At 70.3% G+C, this 19908-nt stretch carries 11 protein-coding genes; 6 read left to right on the plus strand and 5 right to left on the minus strand.

Annotated elements, in window-relative coordinates:
• Positions 1-95: 95 nt before the first annotated feature.
• From fusA to rpsL, 3 genes are read right to left on the minus strand one after another with little or no spacing between them, the layout of a single operon-like run.
• Positions 96-2222 carry an elongation factor G gene (fusA, locus tag ACZ4W9_RS02175; protein ID WP_467932559.1) on the minus strand — a complete coding sequence of 709 codons (2127 nt, stop codon included), beginning with the start codon at positions 2220-2222 and terminating at the stop codon, positions 96-98.
• Positions 2223-2261: 39 nt separating this feature from the next.
• Positions 2262-2732, minus strand: coding sequence for a 30S ribosomal protein S7 (gene rpsG / locus ACZ4W9_RS02180; protein ID WP_003998848.1), 471 nt, complete (start codon positions 2730-2732; stop codon positions 2262-2264).
• Between the two features lie 2 nt (positions 2733-2734).
• Positions 2735-3106, minus strand: coding sequence for a 30S ribosomal protein S12 (gene rpsL / locus ACZ4W9_RS02185; RefSeq protein ID WP_003948652.1), 372 nt, complete (start codon positions 3104-3106; stop codon positions 2735-2737).
• 386 nt (positions 3107-3492) lie between these two features.
• Between rpsL and ACZ4W9_RS02190 the strand changes: the two genes are divergently transcribed.
• The 6 genes from ACZ4W9_RS02190 to ACZ4W9_RS02215 all read left to right on the plus strand — a co-directional run bounded on the left by ACZ4W9_RS02190 (position 3493) and on the right by ACZ4W9_RS02215 (position 11935).
• A complete protein-coding gene (locus ACZ4W9_RS02190) occupies positions 3493-4248 on the plus strand; it encodes a Crp/Fnr family transcriptional regulator (protein ID WP_467932560.1) in 756 nt (251 codons plus the stop codon).
• A gap of 983 nt (positions 4249-5231) precedes the next feature.
• The gene (locus ACZ4W9_RS02195) at positions 5232-6116 is read left to right on the plus strand and encodes a hypothetical protein (protein ID WP_467932561.1); all 885 of its coding nucleotides are present in this window, start codon (positions 5232-5234) and stop codon (positions 6114-6116) included.
• Positions 6113-8323 (plus strand): thioesterase domain-containing protein, encoded by a 2211-nt coding sequence (locus tag ACZ4W9_RS02200; RefSeq protein WP_467932562.1) that lies wholly within the window; start codon positions 6113-6115, stop codon positions 8321-8323. Before ACZ4W9_RS02195 ends, ACZ4W9_RS02200 begins: the two co-directional genes overlap by 4 nt.
• A 49-nt stretch (positions 8324-8372) precedes the next feature.
• The gene (locus tag ACZ4W9_RS02205) at positions 8373-10130 is read left to right on the plus strand and encodes a hypothetical protein (RefSeq protein ID WP_467932563.1); all 1758 of its coding nucleotides are present in this window, start codon (positions 8373-8375) and stop codon (positions 10128-10130) included.
• Positions 10127-10660, plus strand: coding sequence for a Pycsar system effector family protein (locus ACZ4W9_RS02210; protein ID WP_467932564.1), 534 nt, complete (start codon positions 10127-10129; stop codon positions 10658-10660). The genes ACZ4W9_RS02205 and ACZ4W9_RS02210 overlap by 4 nt, the downstream gene beginning before the upstream one ends.
• 39 nt (positions 10661-10699) lie before the next feature.
• Positions 10700-11935 (plus strand): M48 family metalloprotease, encoded by a 1236-nt coding sequence (locus ACZ4W9_RS02215; RefSeq protein WP_467932565.1) that lies wholly within the window; start codon positions 10700-10702, stop codon positions 11933-11935.
• A 74-nt stretch (positions 11936-12009) separates the two neighbouring features.
• On the opposite strand, the gene ACZ4W9_RS02220 is transcribed toward ACZ4W9_RS02215, so the two are convergent.
• Positions 12010-15909 carry a DNA-directed RNA polymerase subunit beta' gene (locus ACZ4W9_RS02220; protein WP_467932566.1) on the minus strand — a complete coding sequence of 1300 codons (3900 nt, stop codon included), beginning with the start codon at positions 15907-15909 and terminating at the stop codon, positions 12010-12012.
• Positions 15910-16008: 99 nt separating this feature from the next.
• Positions 16009-19494, minus strand: a complete 3486-nt coding sequence (gene rpoB / locus ACZ4W9_RS02225; RefSeq protein ID WP_467932567.1) for a DNA-directed RNA polymerase subunit beta — start codon at positions 19492-19494, stop codon at positions 16009-16011.
• Between the last annotated feature and the right edge of the window lie 414 nt (positions 19495-19908).

Genomic DNA, 19908 nt, shown 5'->3' on the forward strand with positions numbered 1-19908 from the left:
TGTAAAGGCCCGGAACCCGGGGCAAACGCTCACGATTGCGGACGTTTGCCCCTGGAGGCTCCGGAGTCAAGCCTACGGCGTGTTAACGCGGTGCGTTACTCGCCCTTGGCCTTCGCGATGATCTCCTCGGCGACGTTCCGCGGAACCTCGGCGTAGGAGTCGAACTGCATCGAGTAGCTTGCGCGACCCGACGTCTTGCTGCGGAGGTCGCCGACGTAGCCGAACATCTCCGACAGGGGCACGAGGCCCTTCACGACGCGGGCACCGGCCCGCTCCTCCATGGCCTGGATCTGGCCACGGCGGGAGTTGATATCGCCGATGACCTCGCCCATGTAGTCCTCGGGCGTGGTGACCTCGACGGCCATCATCGGCTCGAGCAGCACGGGGCTGGCCTTGCGCGCGGCCTCCTTGAAGGCCTGCGAACCGGCGATCTTGAAGGCGAGCTCGGAGGAGTCGACCTCGTGGTAGGCACCGTCGTGGAGGATGACACGGACACCGGTCATCTCGTAGCCGGCGAGGATGCCGAACTGCATGGCCTCCTGCGCACCGGCGTCCACCGAAGGGATGTACTCCTTCGGGATGCGGCCACCGGTCACCTTGTTCACGAACTCGTACGAGACGTCGCCGCCCTCGAGGGGCTCGATGCCGATCTGCACCTTCGCGAACTGACCGGTACCACCGGTCTGCTTCTTGTGGGTGTAGTCGACGCGCTCGACGGCCTTGCGGATCGTCTCACGGTAGGCCACCTGCGGCTTGCCGACGTTGGCCTCGACCTTGAACTCGCGCTTCATGCGGTCCACGAGGACCTCGAGGTGAAGCTCGCCCATACCGCCGATGACGGTCTGGCCGGTCTCCTCGTTGGTGTGCACCTGGAAGGAGGGGTCCTCCTCCGCGAGACGCTGGATGGCGACACCCAGCTTCTCCTGGTCACCCTTGGACTTGGGCTCGATCGCGACCTCGATGACCGGCGCCGGGAAGTCCATGGACTCCAGGATCACCGGGTTCTTCTCGTCGCAGAGCGTCTCACCGGTGGTGGTCTGCTTCAGGCCCATGACGGCGACGATGTCGCCGGCGCCCACCGACTCGATCTCCTCACGCTTGTTCGCGTGCATGCGGTAGATCTTGCCGATGCGCTCCTTGCGGCCCTTGACGGAGTTCAGCACGGCGGTGCCGGACTCCAGGCGGCCGGAGTACACGCGGACGAAGGTGAGCTTGCCGAGGTGCGGGTCGCTCATGATCTTGAACGCCAGCGCCGACAGCGGCTCCTCGTCGGACGGCTTGCGCTTGACGACCTCGTCCGCGTTGTTGACCGCGTGGCCCTCAATGGCCTCGATGTCGACCGGGGACGGCAGGTAGCGCACGACCGCGTCGAGCAGGGGCTGGACGCCCTTGTTCTTGAACGCGGTACCGCAGAACACCGGGGTCACCGTGGTGCCGGTGCCCTTGCCGGAGGCGATGGTGATACGACGGATCGCGGCGTACAGCTGCTCCACGGAAGGCTCCTCGCCCTCCAGGTACAGCTCCATGATCTCTTCGTCGTTCTCGGCCACGGCCTCGAGCAGCTTGCCGCGCCACTCCTCGGCAGCCTCGGTGTGGGTGTCCGGGATGTCGACGATGTCGTACATCTCGCCCTTGGTGGCCTCGGCGGACCAGACGAACGCCTTCATCGTCACCAGGTCGACGACACCCTTGAAGTCCGCCTCGGCGCCGATCGGCAGCTGCATGACCAGCGGCTGCGCGCCCAGACGGTCGGTGATCATGTCGACACAGCGGTGGAACTCGGCACCGGTGCGGTCGAGCTTGTTGACGAAGCAGATACGCGGAACGCCGTAGCGGTCCGCCTGACGCCACACGGTCTCGGACTGCGGCTCAACGCCGGCGACGCCGTCGAACACCGTCACGGCACCGTCGAGCACACGCAGGGAGCGCTCCACCTCGACGGTGAAGTCGACGTGCCCCGGGGTGTCGATGATGTTGATGGTGTGGTCGACGTTCTCCAGCGGCCAGTGGCAGGTGGTGGCAGCAGAGGTGATCGTGATGCCACGCTCCTGCTCCTGCTCCATCCAGTCCATGGTGGCAGCGCCGTCGTGGACCTCACCGATCTTGTAAGACACACCGGTGTAGAACAGGATCCGCTCGGTGGTGGTCGTCTTGCCCGCGTCGATGTGGGCCATGATCCCGATGTTCCGGACCCTGGCCAGGTCAAGTGAAGTGGTAGCCATAAGGCTTCAGTCTTCTCTCGGTCTCGATGTGGGTAGCGACTACCAGCGGTAGTGCGCGAAGGCCTTGTTGGACTCGGCCATCTTGTGGGTGTCCTCGCGCTTCTTCACGGCCGCACCGAGGCCGTTGGAGGCATCGAGAAGCTCGTTGAGGAGACGCTCGGTCATGGTCTTCTCGCGACGGGCGCGGGAGTAACCGACCAGCCAGCGCAGCGCCAGGGTGTTGGCGCGGCCGGGCTTGACCTCGACCGGCACCTGGTAGGTGGCGCCACCGACACGGCGGGACTTGACCTCGAGGGTCGGCTTGATGTTCTCAAGAGCGCGCTTCAGCGTGATGACCGGGTCGTTGCCGGTCTTCTCGCGCAGGCCCTCCATGGCGCCGTAGACGATGCGCTCGGCGGTGGAGCGCTTGCCGTTCAGCAGCACCTTGTTGATCAGGCTGGTCACCAGAGGAGAGCCGTAGACCGGGTCGATGATGACCGGGCGCTTCGGGGCGGGGCCCTTACGAGGCATTCTTACTTCTCCTTCTTGGCGCCGTAACGGCTGCGAGCCTGCTTGCGGTTCTTGACACCCTGGGTGTCGAGCGAACCGCGGATGATCTTGTATCGAACACCCGGCAGGTCCTTCACACGGCCGCCGCGCACGAGCACGATGGAGTGCTCCTGCAGGTTGTGTCCCTCACCCGGAATGTAAGCGGTGACCTCGATGCCGCTGGTCAGACGCACACGCGCGACCTTGCGGAGGGCCGAGTTCGGCTTCTTCGGGGTGGTCGTGAACACACGCGTGCAGACGCCGCGACGCTGGGGGGAACCCTCGAGTGCGGGCGTCTTGTTCTTTTCGACCTTGTCCTGCCGGCCCTTGCGGACCAGCTGCTGGATCGTAGGCACTACTTCTCCGGTTTCTGTGTGCCGATGGGTACAGCTAACCTGGAACGTCGCCGACCCACGCGGTCGGGTGTGTCGAACCCGCGGGACTCCCGCCGCAAGACGGGAAGAAGCGCAGATTACGGTGGCCGCTCATGACTCGCCGTACGGTTCACAGGCACGCACAGGAGCCAGGGCACACCCCAGGCACAAGGTCTGAGCGTACCTACCTCACGGACTTCGGTCAAAACAAATGGAGTGCGCTGCGACACGCCGGACTCTCCACCTCCCTCCTTGACATTCGCCCGGCTTGTCCGGCGGGCCGAGAGTGGCCGAAACGCGCTCTTCGCGACTCGGTGGTCTTGCGTGTTCAGTACGTTGATGCGTCCGCGGACTCCCGGGGGATGAGCATGACAGCAAGGACGACGGCGTACTCGCCGGACGACGGCGGTCTGGAGGACCGGGTTCCGTTCCTGGCCCGGCTGGAGAGCGAGGACCGTTCGGCGCTGCTCGACCTCGGCATGGCGCTCTCCTTCGGAGCCCGCACGATCCTGCTCCACCAGCACGAACCCTCCTCCCACGTGCTGTTCCTGGTCGACGGCTGGACCAAGGTCACCGCCTCCGCCGCCAACGGCTACGAGGCGCTGCTCGCCCTGCGCGGGCCCGGCGACATCATCGGGGAGTCCGCCGCGCTGACCGGACGGCCGCGCTCGGCCACGGTCACCGCGCTGGAGCGGGTCCGCGCGGTGGCCGTCGAGCGGGAGCGGTTCCGGGCCTTCCTGAACGGCTCCCCCGCCGCCTCCTTCGCTCTGCTCGGCCTCACCTCGGACCGCACCCGGGCGGCCGACCGGCGACGGCTGGAGTTCGCGTCGATGAACGTACGGGAACGGCTCGCCGTCCTGCTGCTCGACCTCGCCCGCAGCCACGGCCGGCGCGTCCCGGGCGGCATCGAGTTGGCCGTGCCGCTCAGCAAGCAGGAACTCGCCGGCTCCGTCGGCGCCTCCCGGGAGATGGTGCAGCGGCTGCTGAAGGAGCTGCGCGACAAGGAGGCGGTGGTCACCGGCCGCCGCGCCCTCCTCATCCGCCGTCCGGACATCCTGCGCCGCATCACGGCGGCCCTCCCCTCCCCGGCGATCCCGTCCCCACCGGGCCCGCGCGAGGACTGAGCCTCCGGGGCGCGGGCTCCCCCGCCGCGCCCCCGGCCTTCCGGCGCCGCCCTGACGTCCCCGCCCGCCCCGGCTCCCTACGGCACCACTCCCCGGCAGATGCCGGCTGTCCGGCCCCCGCGTCGCGGTTCCCGGACAACCCGGCTGCCCGGCCCCTGCCGGGCTCGCGTCCCTTACGTCCCCGCTGCCCGCGCCCCGGACGCCCCCGCTGCCCCTGCTGCGCCCCTCGCCATCACGTTTCCCCGGTGATCCCGCTGTCTGAGCCGCCGTCGCGCGCCGGCTCCCCCTGGCTGTCCGGCCCACGCCCCCCTGCTCCCGGTTTCCCCGGCCGTACGGCCCACGCCGTCCCGCTCCCGGCTATCCCGGCCGTACAGCCCACACCGTCCCGTTCTCGGCTCTCCCGGCCGCCCGACCCACACCGCCCCACTCCCGACCTCCCCGGCCGCCCGGCCCGCGCCCTCCCGCTCCCGGCTTCCCCGGCCGCACGGCCCACACCCTCCCGCTCCCGGCTTCCCCGGCCGTACAGCCCACACCGTCCCGTTCTCGGCTCTCCCGGCCGCCCGACCCACACCGCCCCACTCCCGACCTCCCCAGCCGCCCGGCCCACGCCCTCCCGCTCCCGGCTTCCCCAGCCGTACAACCCTCGCCGTCCCGCTCCCGGCTATCCGGCCGCACGGCCCACGCCCTCCCACCTCCGGCCTCCCCCGCCGCCCGGCCCGCGCCCTCCCGCTCCCAGCCCCCCGGCCGCCCGACCCACACCCTCCCACCCCCAACCTCCCCCGCCGCCCAGCCCACACCCTTCCCGACTGCCGCCCCCGCCCTCGTTTCCGGCACTCCCGGCTGTCCGGCCCCGCCGTCCCACGCGTCCCCGTCGCCGTTCTGTGCACACGGTCACAGTCGGTGTGCGTCATCCGCCCTCACCACCGCGGCCTCCCGGGCAGCACGCTGCTGCCCTGCACACCACCCCCGTCCGAGAGGCCGCCATGACCGACCCCGTGAACCGCACGATCCTGCTGCTGGACATCGAGAGGTTCAGCCACCGGGACGACGTCGAGCAGGCCTACCTGCGCCGCATGCTCTACGACATCACGGACCGCGCGCTGCGCAGCGCCGACATCGACGAGACGCTGCGGCTGCGGGCCGACCGGGGGGACTCGGTGATGGAGCTGATCGACGCCAACGCCTCCGTCACCGCGCTGCTGCGGGCCCTGCTCACCGAGGTCCCGGCCCAGCTGCGGTCGGTCAACCGCATGGCGTCCAGTTCGGCGCAGATCCGGCTGCGCGGGGTGGTCGCCGGCGGCTTCGTCGGCATCGACGAGCACGGCGGCTGGGTCGGCTCCGACCTGAACCACGCCTGCCGGCTGCTGGACGCCGAGGTGCTGCGGGACGCCCTGCGCGAGCGGGCCGACGACTTCGCGCTGTGCGTCTCGGACGCCCTGTACGCGGGAGTCGTGCGGCACGACCACCCGGGCGTGCCGGCCGACGGCTTCCACCCGGTGTCGGTGGCGAGCAAGAACGGCCCGCTCACGGCCTGGCTGTACGGACCGGTACCCGGCACGGCGGCGGACGGGACGTCCGGCGCCGCCCCGGGCACCGCCATGGACCACGGTGACAGGGGGAAGGGGCAGGCGCCGGGCGGATCGGGGGACCGCCCGGCGCCGTTTCCCGCGCCGGACCCCGCCGCCACGGTCCCCGCGGCACCGCAGGGACGCCGGGGCGCCCCGGCGCAGGGCCCCTACTTCGGCGGTGCGGTGACGATCGGCGGCGGCACGGTCCACGGCGACCAGAACAACCTGACCGGCAACCAGATCACCGGCGACGTCCGCCTGGGCGGCGGCCGGCGCCGCGAACGGGGTGAGGACGCGTGAGCGAAGCCCAGGCGGAACGCCCCGGCTCCCCGCCCGGCCCCGCCCCCGACGCGCCGGCGGGCGAGGCGCAGGCGGAGCAGCCCCAGACCGCCGGTACCGGCGAGGAGACCGAGGAGCGCGACCAGCCGCAGGACGTCTGGACGGCCCGGCGCGACCTGGTCGACCACAGCCCCCGGACCATGAACATCGGCGACCGGACCCGGTTCGGCGGCGGCACGGTCCACGGCGACCAGAACAACCTGGCCGGCAACCAGATCACCGGCGACGTGTTCCTGGGCGGCAAGACCGAGGTGCACCACTGGGGCTTCGCCGGCCTGCTGGGCCCGGCCGCCGTCTCCGGCGAGGTGCCCCCGCAGCGGCTGGAACGGCTGGACGCGTCGTTCACCGCCGCCGAGGAGACCGTGGAGGAGCTGCTGGACCGGCTGCGCCGCGACCGTGTCCTGGTGCTGTCCGGCGCCCGCTTCTCCGGCCGCCGGACGGCGGCGCTGGTCCTGCTGCACCGGCTCGGCGCCGTCCCCGTGCACGTCCTCGACCGGGACACCGCCCCCGGCTCGCTCGCCGACCGGCTCACCGGCACCGGCGAGCGGCAGGCCCGCGGCTATGTGCTGGGCGACCTGGCCACCCGGCGCGGGGAACCGCTGCGCGAACCCCATCTGCTGGCCGCCCGCGACCGGCTCGCGGAGCAGGACGCGTACCTGGTGATCACCGTGGGTCACACCGCCGTACTGGAGGACGTGACGGCCGTCCGCTGGGAGCCGCCGGCCGGGGCGGAGGTGCTGGCCGCGCATCTGCGCACCCACGTCGACGACGGCACCGCCGCCGCTCTGCTCCGGCTCCCGGCGGCCGGCGACTTCCTGGCCCGCCGCCACCGGCTGCGCGAGACGGCCGGCTTCGCCCGGCTGCTGGCCCGGTACGCCTCCGGAGAGGCGACCGAGGAGCAGGTCACGGCGTTCTCTCGGGTCTCGCTGGAGAACCAGGTCCAGGAGTGGTTCGAGGAGGACGAGAGCACGCTCCATCTGCGGGACAAGGCCTTCCTCGTGGCCCTCGCGGCGTTCGACGGCGGCCCGTACGCCCTGACCGCCGAACTCAGCGACCTGTTGTACCGCTTCCTGCTCAAGACCCAGCACCCGGGCCTGCCCGCCGAGGTCCCCGTCTTCGGCACCCACATCGACAAGCGGCTCCAACTGGCCCGCGCGGAGGGCTACGAGGACGACGAGCACACCGAGTGGGGGCCGGTGACCCAGTTCAAGGCGAAGTTCCTCGACGAGCGGGTCCCCCTGGTGCTGCTGCGCCTGGTGTGGACGGGCCATCCATCGGCCCGGCCCGCGCTGATCGAGTGGCTGCGCCGGCTCGCCGACGACGGCCGCCCGCTGGTGCGCACCCGCGCCGCCGCCACCGTCGCCGTCCTCGCCCGCACCGATCTGCCCTCCGCGATGGCCCTGGTCATCAAGCCGTGGGCCACCTCACGCCTGTTCCGGCACCGGCTGGTCGCGGTCAACTCGCTCACCCTCGCCCACCTGGTCGGCACCCCCAACATCCCCCGCATCCTGGACGACTGGTCCGGCGACGACGACCGTGCCCTGCGCTGGGTGGCCGCGCGGGCATACGCCCTGATCGGCCCGGAGCTGCCCGGCCAGGCGCTCGCCGCGCTGCGCAAGGCGGCCCGCAGCCTGTACGCCGATTCCGCCGAACCCGACGAGTTCGACCCGGAGATGGCGGGCGAGCTGTCCGACGCGGTGGCGCTGCTGCTGCTCTCCCCCGCGCACGACCAGGTCCTCAAGGAGCTGCTGACGCACCTCGACGACGATCCCGCGGTGAACGCGCTCACGCTGACGGCCTTCGTGAACGCCTGTCGTCACCGGGAGGAGGACGGCGACCCGGCCGGCCGGCCGACCGTCCTCGCCTGGTACGCCGACGCGGCCGCCGCGGGCGGGCAGGCCGCCGACGGACTCGCCTTCCTGTGGCGCCGGGCGCTCGCGGACCGGCACACCACCCGCTCCGCGCTCGAACGCCTCGGTGACTGGGTGCTGACCGCCGACGGGTCGCCCGGCACCGAGTGGGCGCTGGCCGCCCTGTTGCCCCGGCTCGTCACCACGCCCACCGAGTACCAGCGCCTGAGCCATCTGCTGCGCACGATGCCCGGCCGGGACGGCGCACCGCCACCGCTGGTGGCGGCCCGGCTGCTGACCACGCTTCCGCCCCGCTGACGGTCCGTGCGCGCGCACGTCCCGAGCACGTCCCCGAGGAGACCCGCCCATGTCCAGCTTCACCCGCCCGCCCGAGTGGCAGCAGCCGGCCGACCGGCACACCCGGCTGTCCGACCCGGTGCTCACCGTGCGGCAGCTGTCCCGCTTCGAGTTCTCGCTCAAGCACGTCGTCCGGATCGACCACGCGCTGGTGTTCGCCACCCCCAAGGGCGGCTACGACGCGTACCTCCCGCCGCGCCGCCCGACCCGGAGCGAGATCGTCGCCCACCGCTACACGGCCGTGTACGAGGTGGACATGGGCGTGCACCCCTTCACGGGCACGTTCACCCTGCCGAGCGACAACGACGCGTTCGAGTTCACGGCCGAGGTCGACTTCTCCTGGCAGGTGCTGGACCCGGCCCTGTTCGTGCGGAGCGGCCACCGGGACGTGCCCGGGCTGCTCGCCGGCCTGCTCCAGCAGGCGGCCCGGCCGGTGTCCCGCCGCTTCGCGATCGCCGACAGCGCGGCGGCCGAGCGGGAGCTGCTGACGGCCCTGGAGGCGCTCGGCACGCTGGGCGCGGACGTGGGTCTCCAGGTCACCTGGACCCTGCGGCTGCGGCGGGACCAGGCCGACATCGAGCACCAGCAGCGGCTCCAGGCGATCGACCACTCCGCCGCGGAGCAGGTCCGCGTGGCGCAGCGGGGGGTGGAGGTCGACGCCGAGCTGGACCACCGGGCCCGCGAGCAGGACCGGCTGCAGATCGAACGGGCCCTGGTCTACGGCCGCCGGCACCAGGAACTCGCCCTCCAGCAGCAGCACTGGCAGCAGGAACAGGCCGTGCTGTACGGCGCGCAGCAGCACCAGCTCGCCGTGCAGCAGGCCCAGCACGCCCTGGCCATGCAGCAGTACGAGGCCCAGAAGGTGGCCTTCTACCAGTGGCACCTCCAGCAGGGCGGGGTTTCCGCCTGGGCGCTGCACCTCGCCGAGCACCCCGAGGACACCGGCCTGGTCATGACCGCCATGCGGGAGGACCAGCTGCGCATGATCCAGGCGCAGCTGGGCTTGGTGAAGGAGCTGCTGGCCGGGGACAACGCGGAGAAGTTCGAACTGGAGGGCCCCAAGCAGCTCGCCCTGCGCACGTTCACCGACATCCTCAACCAGCGGCTGCCCGGCGTGGCCCAGGACCCGCCGCTGATCCCGTCGGCCCCGGAGCCGGGAAGCGGACCGGCGCCGGGCCCGATGCCGGCGGGCGGTACGGAAGGACTTCCGGCGGACACCGGGGGCGAGGGCGGGGAAGCGGCCACGGAGGCCCTCCCCCCGGCCGCGGGACAGCAGCCCGCGCCGGCCGCGCGGGAAGCCTCCGCGCAGCCCCCGCACGACCCGCCGGCAGCCCCCGAACAGACCCCGTCCGTCCCGCCCCAGGCCGCGCCCCACGCCCCGTACACGCCGCTCCAGGCGCCGTACACCCCTGCGCAGGCCCCGTACGGCCCGCCGTCGTACGCCCCGCCGCAGGGGCCGTACGCGGCGGCGCCCCCGTTCGCCGGTGCACCGACGGCGGCCGCGGTACCCGGGTCGCCGTATCCGGTCCGGGCCGGCGGTCCCTGTCCGCCGCCCATGCCGGCCGTGCCTCCGCCGTCCGGCTGGCAGCCGCCGCCCGGGTACGGCACGGTGCCGACCGCACCGCCGCTGCCGCCGAGCGTGCCCCCGGTCGTACCGCCGCCGCCCGGGCACCCCGCCGGCACGCCGGACCAGCCCCCGCAGGCATCCCCGGCGGACGCCGGCCCGGGGGCCGGGGACCCCGGTGGCGAAGGCGGGGCCGCCGGATGACCGTGACCGGTCCTCCGGACGGCTCCACCGACCCGGCCCTCGCCCGGGTGCGGCTGTGCGAGCGGCTGCTCGCCGACCTGCGCACCGAGATAGCCCGGGCCGACAGCAAGGCATCCGTGCTGGTCGCCGCGCTCGCCATGACCGCCGGGCTGCTCAGCGGCCTGCTGGCCGGCCGGAGCTGGTCGCCGGACCGGCTCTCCGCCGCCGGGACCGTCCTGTGGTGGGCCGGGATCGTCTGCCTGGTCCTCTCGCTGCTGGCCCTGCTGCTCGCCGTGCTGCCGCGCTACCGCCCGGGAGCCTGGGCGCCGGGGCAGCCGCTGTCGTACTTCGGCGACATCCGGCAGGCCGCCCGCACCGGCCGGCTGGAGGCGGCGCTCGACGACACCGTCCGCGATCCCACCGCCGGTCTGCTCGCCTCGCTGACCGCGAACAGCGTGATCGCCGCCCGTAAGCACCAGTGGATCCGCTCCGGCCTGATCGCGTTCTGCGCCGGCACGGTCCTGGTGCCCGCGTCCCTGCTGATCGGCTGACCGGCCGGCCGCCGTCCCCACCCATCGAAGGAATCCAGCATGAGCCACCCGCCCGCCGCACCGGAGTATCCCGAGCCACCCCGCTACCCGCAGCAGCCGGCCGGTCCGCTGCCCGGCCGGCCGACACCGGCGTACCCGTCGTCTCCACCGCCCGCGGCCCACCCGTCGTACGCCGGGCCACCGCAGGCCGCGCCCGCCGCCGCGCCCGCGCCGGTGCCTTCCGTCCCTCCGCCGCCCGTGCCGCCTCTCCCGCCCGTGCCGCCCATGCCGCCGCTGCCGCCGGGGGCCGGGACGGCCGACGGGGACCCGCACGATCCGCGGCACCCGCATCACATCAGCACCGACCACGGCCGTGTCCACCTCGCCGCCCAGCAGCGCCGTACCGACGCCACGGCCGTCGGCAGCCTGCTGCTGCACCTGCCGAACTTCCTGGGCAGCCTCTTCGTCGTCGGCCTGGTCTCGCTCTTCTTCGGCGGCCTCGGGTTCCTGGTGATCCTGGCCTGGCTCGCCAGCGGCGCACTCATCTTCCACCGGCCCACCGAAAGCGCCCTCGCGCGCCATGTGCTCCGGCTGCGCTACCCCACTCCACAAGAACGAGCCAAACTCGAACCGGTCTGGCGGGAGGTCACGGCCCGGGCCGGGGTGGACGGCCGTACCTACGAGCTGTGGGTCGAGGACAGCGACCGTCTGAACGCGGTCGCGGCGGCCGGGCACATCGTGGGCGTCACCCGGTTCGCCATGGACCGGCTGCCCAACGGCGAACTCGCCGCGGTCATGGCGCACGAACTCGGCCACCACGTCGGCGGCCACGCCTGGGCCGGGCTGCTCGGCTACTGGTACGCCCTGCCGGGCCGGCTCGCCTGGCGGCTGCTGCGGGGCGTGACCAGCGTGCTGTTCAAGGTCTCGCGCGCCTTCTCCTGCCTCGGCATCCTCGTCTTCGGCGGATTCGTCAGCGCCGTCGCGTTCGTCACGGTGACCTCCCTGTACGGGTTGCCGCTGCTGGTCCTCGGCATGCCCTACGCGCTCGCCGCCGTCGGCCGGCGGGCCGAGCTGCGGGCCGACCAGCACGCGGCGGGCCTCGGCTTCGCGCCCATGCTGGCGGCGGTCCTGGAGAAGATGCACCACGAGGAGCAGCGGGTCCAGGCCGCGCTCACCGCCCGCAACGGCGGGGTACCGGTCGCGCAGAGCCCGCTCGCCAAGCTGCTCACCTCGCACCCGGACTACCACACCCGGCTGCACCACCTGCGGGCCTACCTCGTCCCGCAAGGGCACTGAGCACGCCTCAAGGGCACCGGGCACGCCGAAGGGCGGCCACCCCCAACGGAGTGGCCGCCCTTCAGGCTGCTCGCTTACTGGTTGTACGGACCGTAGTCGTAGTCCTCCAGCGGGACGGCCTGGCCGGAGCCGGTGCCGAACGGCGAGTAGTCGATGTCGTCGTAGCCGACGGCCGAGTACATCGCGGCCTTGGCCTCCTCGGTCGGCTCGACCCGGATGTTGCGGTAGCGGGACAGACCCGTACCGGCCGGGATGAGCTTACCGATGATGACGTTCTCCTTGAGGCCGATGAGGCTGTCGGACTTGGCGTTGATCGCCGCGTCCGTCAGGACTCGGGTCGTCTCCTGGAAGGAGGCGGCCGACAGCCAGGATTCCGTCGCCAGCGAGGCCTTGGTGATACCCATCAGCTGCGGACGGCCGGAGGCCGGGTGACCGCCCTCCTGGACCACACGACGGTTCTCCTGCTCGAAGCGGGAGCGCTCGACCAGCTCGCCGGGCAGCAGCTCGGCGTCGCCGGACTCGATGATCGTCACGCGGCGCAGCATCTGCCGGATGATGATCTCGATGTGCTTGTCGTGGATCGACACACCCTGCGAGTTGTAGACCTTCTGGACCTCGCCGACCAGGTGGACCTGGACGGCACGCTGGCCCAGGATGCGCAGCACGTCGTGCGGGTTGGTGGCACCCACGGTGAGCTGCTGGCCCACCTCGACGTGGTCGCCCTCGCGGACCAGGACCTTGGCACGCTTCGAGATCGGGTACGCCGTCTCGTCGCTGCCGTCGTCCGGGGTGACGACGATCTTCTTGGTCTTCTCGGTCTCCTCGATGCGGACGCGGCCGCTCGCCTCGGAGATCGGGGCGACACCCTTCGGGGTACGGGCCTCGAAGAGCTCGACGACACGCGGCAGACCCTGGGTGATGTCGTCACCGGCCACACCACCGGTGTGGAAGGTACGCATCGTCAGCTGGGTACCGGGCTCACCGATGGACTGGGCGGCGATGATGCCGACCGCCTCACCGATGTCGACCAGCTTGCCGGTGGCGAGCGAACGGCCGTAGCACATCGCGCAGGTACCGACGGCGGACTCGCAGGTCAGGACCGAGCGGGTCTTGACCTCCTCGACACCGCGGGAGACCAGTTCCTCGATGAGGACGTCGCCCAGGTCGGTGCCGGCCGGGGCCAGCACCTGGCCCTCGACCACGATGTCCTCGGCGAGGCAGCGCGCGTACACGGACGTCTCGACGTCGTCCGCCTTGCGCAGCACGCCGTCCGCGCCACGCTCCGCGATCTTGAGCTTGAGACCGCGCTCGGTGCCGCAGTCCTCCTCGCGGATGATGACGTCCTGCGAGACGTCCACCAGACGACGGGTGAGGTAACCCGAGTCGGCGGTACGCAGGGCGGTGTCCGCCAGACCCTTACGGGCACCGTGCGTGGAGATGAAGTACTCCAGCACGGACAGGCCCTCACGGAACGACGCCTTGATGGGACGCGGGATCGTCTCGTTCTTGGCGTTCGACACCAGACCACGCATACCGGCGATCTGCCGCATCTGCATCATGTTTCCTCGGGCACCCGAGTCAACCATCATGAAGATGGGGTTCGTCTTGGGGAAGTTCTCGTTCATCGCCTCGGCGACCTCGTTGGTCGCCTTGGTCCAGATCGCGATGAGCTCCTGAGTGCGCTCTTCCTTGGTGATCAGACCGCGCTCGTACTGCTTCTGGACCTTCTCGTCCTGCGCCTCGTAGCCGCGGACGATCTCCTTCTTCGCCTCGGGAACGACGACGTCGGAGATGGCCACGGTGACACCGGAACGGGTCGCCCAGTAGAAGCCGGCCGCCTTCAGGTTGTCGAGCGTCGCCGCCACGATGACCTTGGGGTAGCGCTCGGCCAGGTCGTTGACGATCTCGGAGAGCTGCTTCTTGCCCACCGAGTAGTCGACGAACGGGTAGTCCTCGGGCAGCAGCTCGTTGAAGAGCGCGCGGCCCAGGGTGGTGCGCAGGCGGAACGAGTCACCCTGCTGCCACTCGGGCTCGCCCTCCTCGCGGGCCGGCGGCGTCCAGCCCCGCGGCGGGATGGTGCCCACCGGGAAGCGGATGTCGATCTGCGACTGCAGCGCCAGCTCGCCGGCGTCGAACGCCATGATCGCCTCGGCCGTGGAGCCGAACGCGCGGCCCTCGCCCTTGGTGTCACGCAGCTCGCCGTCGGTGGTGAGGAAGAACAGACCGAGGACCATGTCCTGGGTCGGCATCGTCACCGGACGGCCGTCGGCCGGCTTGAGGATGTTGTTCGAGGACAGCATCAGGATGCGGGCCTCGGCCTGCGCCTCCGCGGACAGCGGCAGGTGCACGGCCATCTGGTCACCGTCGAAGTCCGCGTTGAACGCGGTGCACACGAGCGGGTGGATCTGGATGGCCTTGCCCTCGACCAGCTGCGGCTCGAAGGCCTGGATGCCGAGGCGGTGCAGGGTGGGAGCACGGTTCAGCAGCACCGGGTGCTCGGCGATGACCTCTTCGAGGACGTCGTACACGACCGTGCGGCCGCGCTCCACCATGCGCTTGGCGCTCTTGATGTTCTGCGCGTGGTTCAGGTCGACCAGGCGCTTCATCACGAACGGCTTGAACAGCTCCAGCGCCATCGCCTTGGGCAGACCGCACTGGTGCAGCTTCAGCTGCGGGCCGACGACGATGACGGACCGCGCCGAGTAGTCGACACGCTTGCCGAGCAGGTTCTGACGGAATCGGCCCTGCTTGCCCTTCAGCATGTCGCTGAGGGACTTCAGCGGACGGTTGCCGGGGCCCGTGACCGGGCGGCCACGACGGCCGTTGTCGAAGAGCGCGTCCACGGCCTCCTGGAGCATGCGCTTCTCGTTGTTCACGATGATCTCGGGCGCGCCGAGGTCGAGAAGCCGCTTCAGGCGGTTGTTGCGGTTGATGACACGGCGGTACAGGTCGTTCAGGTCGGAGGTCGCGAAGCGGCCACCGTCCAGCTGCACCATCGGACGCAGGTCCGGCGGGATGACCGGGACGCAGTCCAGGACCATGCCCTTGGGGCTGTTGGAGGTCTGCAGGAAGGCGGAGACGACCTTCAGCCGCTTCAGGGCACGGGTCTTCTTCTGGCCCTTGCCGGTGCGGATGATCTCGCGGAGCTTCTCGGCCTCCTCCTCGAGGTCGAAGGACTCCAGGCGCTTCTGCAGCGCGGCGGCGCCCATCGAGCCGTCGAAGTAGGTGCCGAAGCGGTCGCGCAGCTCGCGGTAGAGCAGCTCGTCGCCCTCCAGGTCCTGGACCTTGAGGTTCTTGAACCGGTTCCACACCTCGTCGAGGCGGTCGATCTCGCGCTGCGCACGGTCGCGCAGCTGCTTCATCTCGCGCTCGGCACCCTCGCGCACCTTGCGGCGCACGTCGGCCTTGGCGCCCTCGGCCTCCAGCTCGGCCAGGTCGGTCTCGAGCTTCTTGGCGCGGGCCTCGAGGTCGGCGTCGCGGCGGTTCTCGATCTGCTGGCGCTCGACGGAGACGTGCGCCTCCAGGGAGGGCAGGTCGCGGGTGCGGCGCTCCTCGTCGACGTACGTGATCATGTACGCCGCGAAGTAGATGACCTTCTCGAGGTCCTTCGGCGCCAGGTCCAGCAGGTAGCCGAGGCGCGAGGGGACACCCTTGAAGTACCAGATGTGGGTGACGGGGGCGGCCAGCTCGATGTGGCCCATCCGCTCACGGCGCACCTTGGCGCGCGTGACCTCGACGCCACAGCGCTCGCAGATGATGCCCTTGAAGCGGACACGCTTGTACTTGCCGCAGTAGCACTCCCAGTCCCGGGTCGGACCGAAGATCTTCTCGCAGAAGAGTCCGTCCTTTTCGGGCTTCAGGGTGCGGTAGTTGATCGTCTCGGGCTTCTTGACCTCGCCGTGGCTCCACTGACGGATGTCGTCAGCGGTGGCCAGGCCGATCCGGAGCTCGTCGAAGAAGTTGACGTCGAGCACTATGCGTCAATCCCTCTCAGGGTCGAAAGTCTGTGGTCTGTACGGGGGCCTGGGGGTCGGCGGGGCCCCTGGTCGGTCAGGGGCCCCGCCGGACTCCCGTCAGACCTCTTCGACGCTGCTCGGCTCGCGCCGGGACAGGTCGATACCGAGCTCCTCCGCGGCGCGGAAGACGTCCTCGTCGGTGTCGCGCATCTCGATGGACATACCGTCGCTCGACAGCACCTCCACGTTCAGGCAGAGCGACTGCATCTCCTTGATGAGCACCTTGAAGGACTCGGGGATGCCGGGCTCGGGGATGTTCTCGCCCTTGACGATGGCCTCGTAGACCTTCACGCGGCCGGTGACGTCGTCGGACTTGATGGTCAGCAGCTCCTGGAGCGCGTAGGCGGCGCCGTACGCCTCGAGTGCCCACACCTCCATCTCGCCGAACCGCTGGCCACCGAACTGCGCCTTACCACCCAGCGGCTGCTGGGTGATCATCGAGTACGGACCGGTCGATCGGGCGTGCAGCTTGTCGTCGACCAGGTGGTGCAGCTTCAGGATGTACATGTAGCCGACCGAGATCGGGTCCGGGAACGGCTCACCGCTACGGCCGTCGAACAGCCGCGCCTTGCCGGTCGGGAGCACCATGCGCTCGCCGTCGCGGTTCGGGATGGTGTGCTGCAGCAGACCCGCCAGCTCGTCCTCGCGGGCACCGTCGAAGACCGGGGTGGCGACGTTGGTGCGCGGGGCGACCTTGTCGGCACCGATGGCCTGCAGACGCTCGGCCCACTCGTCGGCGAGGCCGGACACGTCCCAGCCGCGGCTGGCGAGCCAGCCGAGGTGGATCTCCAGGACCTGTCCCGGGTTCATTCGGGACGGCACACCCAGCGGGTTCAGGATGATGTCGACCGGGGTGCCGTCCTCCAGGAACGGCATGTCCTCGATCGGCAGGATCTTGGAGATGACACCCTTGTTGCCGTGCCGGCCGGCGAGCTTGTCGCCGTCGGTGATCTTGCGCTTCTGCGCGACGTAGACGCGGACCAGCTGGTTCACGCCCGGCGGCAGCTCGTCGCCCTCCTCGCGGTCGAAGACGCGCACGCCGATGACCTTGCCGGTCTCGCCGTGCGGCACCTTCAGCGAGGTGTCACGGACCTCACGGGCCTTCTCACCGAAGATCGCGCGCAGCAGGCGCTCCTCGGGGGTCAGCTCGGTCTCGCCCTTCGGGGTGACCTTGCCGACGAGGATGTCGCCGGCGATGACCTCGGCGCCGATGCGGATGATGCCGCGCTCGTCGAGGTCGGCGAGGACCTCCTCGGAGACGTTCGGGATGTCCCGGGTGATCTCCTCGGGGCCGAGCTTGGTGTCACGGGCGTCGACCTCGTGCTCCTCGATGTGGATCGAGGAGAGGACGTCGTCCTGTACGAGGCGCTGCGACAGGATGATCGCGTCCTCGTAGTTGTGACCCTCCCACGGCATGAACGCCACGAGCAGGTTCTTGCCGAGGGCCATCTCACCGTTCTCGGTGGCCGGACCGTCGGCGAGGACCTGGCCCTCGATGACGCGGTCGCCCTCGTTGACGATGACCTTCTGGTTGACCGAGGTGCCCTGATTGGACCGGGCGAACTTGGCCAGGCGGTACGTGATGTACGTGCCGTCGTCGTTGGCGGTGGTGATGTAGTCCGCGGAGACCTCCTGGACCACACCCGCCTTCTCGGCCTTGACGACGTCGCCGGCGTCGACGGCGGAGCGGTACTCCATGCCGGTGCCGACGAGCGGGGCCTCCGACTTAATCAGCGGCACGGCCTGGCGCATCATGTTCGCGCCCATGAGGGCGCGGTTGGCGTCGTCGTGCTCGAGGAAGGGGATCATGGCGGTCGCGACCGACACCATCTGGCGCGGCGAGACGTCCATGTAGTCCACGTCCTCGGGGCCGACGTAGTCGACCTCGCCGCCGCGGCGGCGGACGAGCACGCGGCTCTCCTCGAACCGGAGGTCGCTGGTCAGCGGCGCGTTGGCCTGCGCGATGACGAAGCGGTCCTCCTCGTCGGCGGTCAGGTAGTCCACCTCGTCGGTGACCTGGCCGTCGATGACCTTGCGGTACGGGGTCTCGACGAAACCGAACGCGTTGACCCGGCCGTAGGAGGCGAGCGAGCCGATCAGACCGATGTTCGGGCCTTCGGGCGTCTCGATCGGGCACATGCGGCCGTAGTGCGAGGGGTGCACGTCACGGACCTCGAAGCCGGCCCGCTCACGGGACAGACCGCCGGGGCCGAGCGCCGACAGACGGCGCTTGTGCGTCAGCCCGGACAGCGGGTTGTTCTGGTCCATGAACTGCGACAGCTGGCTGGTGCCGAAGAACTCCTTGATGGAGGCGACGACCGGCCGGATGTTGATCAGGGTCTGCGGCGTGATCGCCTCGACGTCCTGGGTCGTCATGCGCTCGCGCACGACGCGCTCCATACGGGCCAGACCCGTGCGGACCTGGTTCTGGATCAGCTCGCCGACGCTGCGCAGGCGCCGGTTGCCGAAGTGGTCGATGTCGTCGGTCTCGACGACGACCGTCTCGCCGTTGTCACCGGTGGTCTCGGACTCGCCGGCGTGCAGCTTCACCAGGTACTTGATCGTCGAGATGATGTCCTCGACGGTCAGGATGCCCGCGTCCAGCGGGGTGTCCGTACCCAGCTTCTTGTTGACCTTGTAGCGGCCGACCTTGGCGAGGTCGTAGCGCTTCGGGTTGAAGTAGAGGTTCTCCAGCAGCGTCTGCGCGGCCTCGCGCGTGGGGGGCTCGCCCGGGCGCAGCTTGCGGTAGATGTCGAGCAGCGCGTCGTCCTGGCCCTGGGTGTGGTCCTTCTCCAGGGTGGCGCGCATCGACTCGTAGTCGCCGAACTCCTCGAGGATCTGCTCGGTGGTCCAGCCGAGCGCCTTCAGCAGTACGGTGACCGACTGCTTGCGCTTGCGGTCGATGCGGACACCGACCATGTCACGCTTGTCGATCTCCATCTCCAGCCAGGCACCCCGGGACGGGATGATCTTGGCGGAGAAGATGTCCTTGTCGGATGTCTTGTCGATGCTGGAGTCGAAGTAGACACCGGGGGAACGGACCAGCTGCGACACCACGACACGCTCGGTGCCGTTGATGACGAAAGTGCCCTTGTTCGTCATGAGCGGGAAGTCGCCCATGAAGACGGTCTGGGACTTGATCTCGCCAGTCTCGTTGTTGGTGAACTCGGCGGTGACGAAGAGCGGGGCGGCGTACGTGAAGTCGCGCTCCTTGCACTCGTCGATCGAGTTCTTCGGCGGCTCGAAGCGGTGGTCCCGGAACGTCAGCGACATCGACCCGGAGAAGTCCTCGATCGGGGAGATCTCCTCGAAGATCTCCTCCAGACCGGACTTGGTGGGGACGTCCTGACCGTTCTCCAGAGCCTCCTCGACCCGAGTCTGCCAAGCGGTGTTGCCGAGCAGCCAGTCAAAGCTCTCGGTCTGCAGCGCGAGCAGGTTCGGAACCTCGAGGGGCTCCTTGATCTTTGCAAAGGAGATGCGCAGCGGGGCGGTGCTGGCGCCGTTGTTCGTATTCGCGGTCGAGGCAGTGCGCGAGGCGGCCAAGAGGGGGTCCTTCCGAGGGCTCGGACTCACTACGCGCGTACCGGTCCCTCTCCTGCACACAGGGACGGAAACCCCAGGTCGGGGGGGATCGGTCGACTGTGCTCAAGTGAGGGCAGACCCCTGGTGACGGGCAGGGGACAGCTAACAGGCAGCGCAAAGGGTCAGTGTAGCCACTTGGCACACTGATGTCCAGCTCGGGTTCTCGAAGACCCTCGTTGTGCTCAACCGCCCTCTTCAACGTCCTCGGCATGCCTGCTCTCAACGCACGTTGATACTGCCCTCTTCGCCGTCGATCCATGCCTCGGATTCGGATCGTTGTGACGACGCGTCCTGAGAATTGCGCGCTGCGTGCCGTTCGTCAAGGGCTCCTGGCCGGAACCGGGACATCGGGAGACACGACGAAGATCACCTTAC

It is taken from the genome of Streptomyces sp. NPDC029296, from assembly GCF_055569255.1.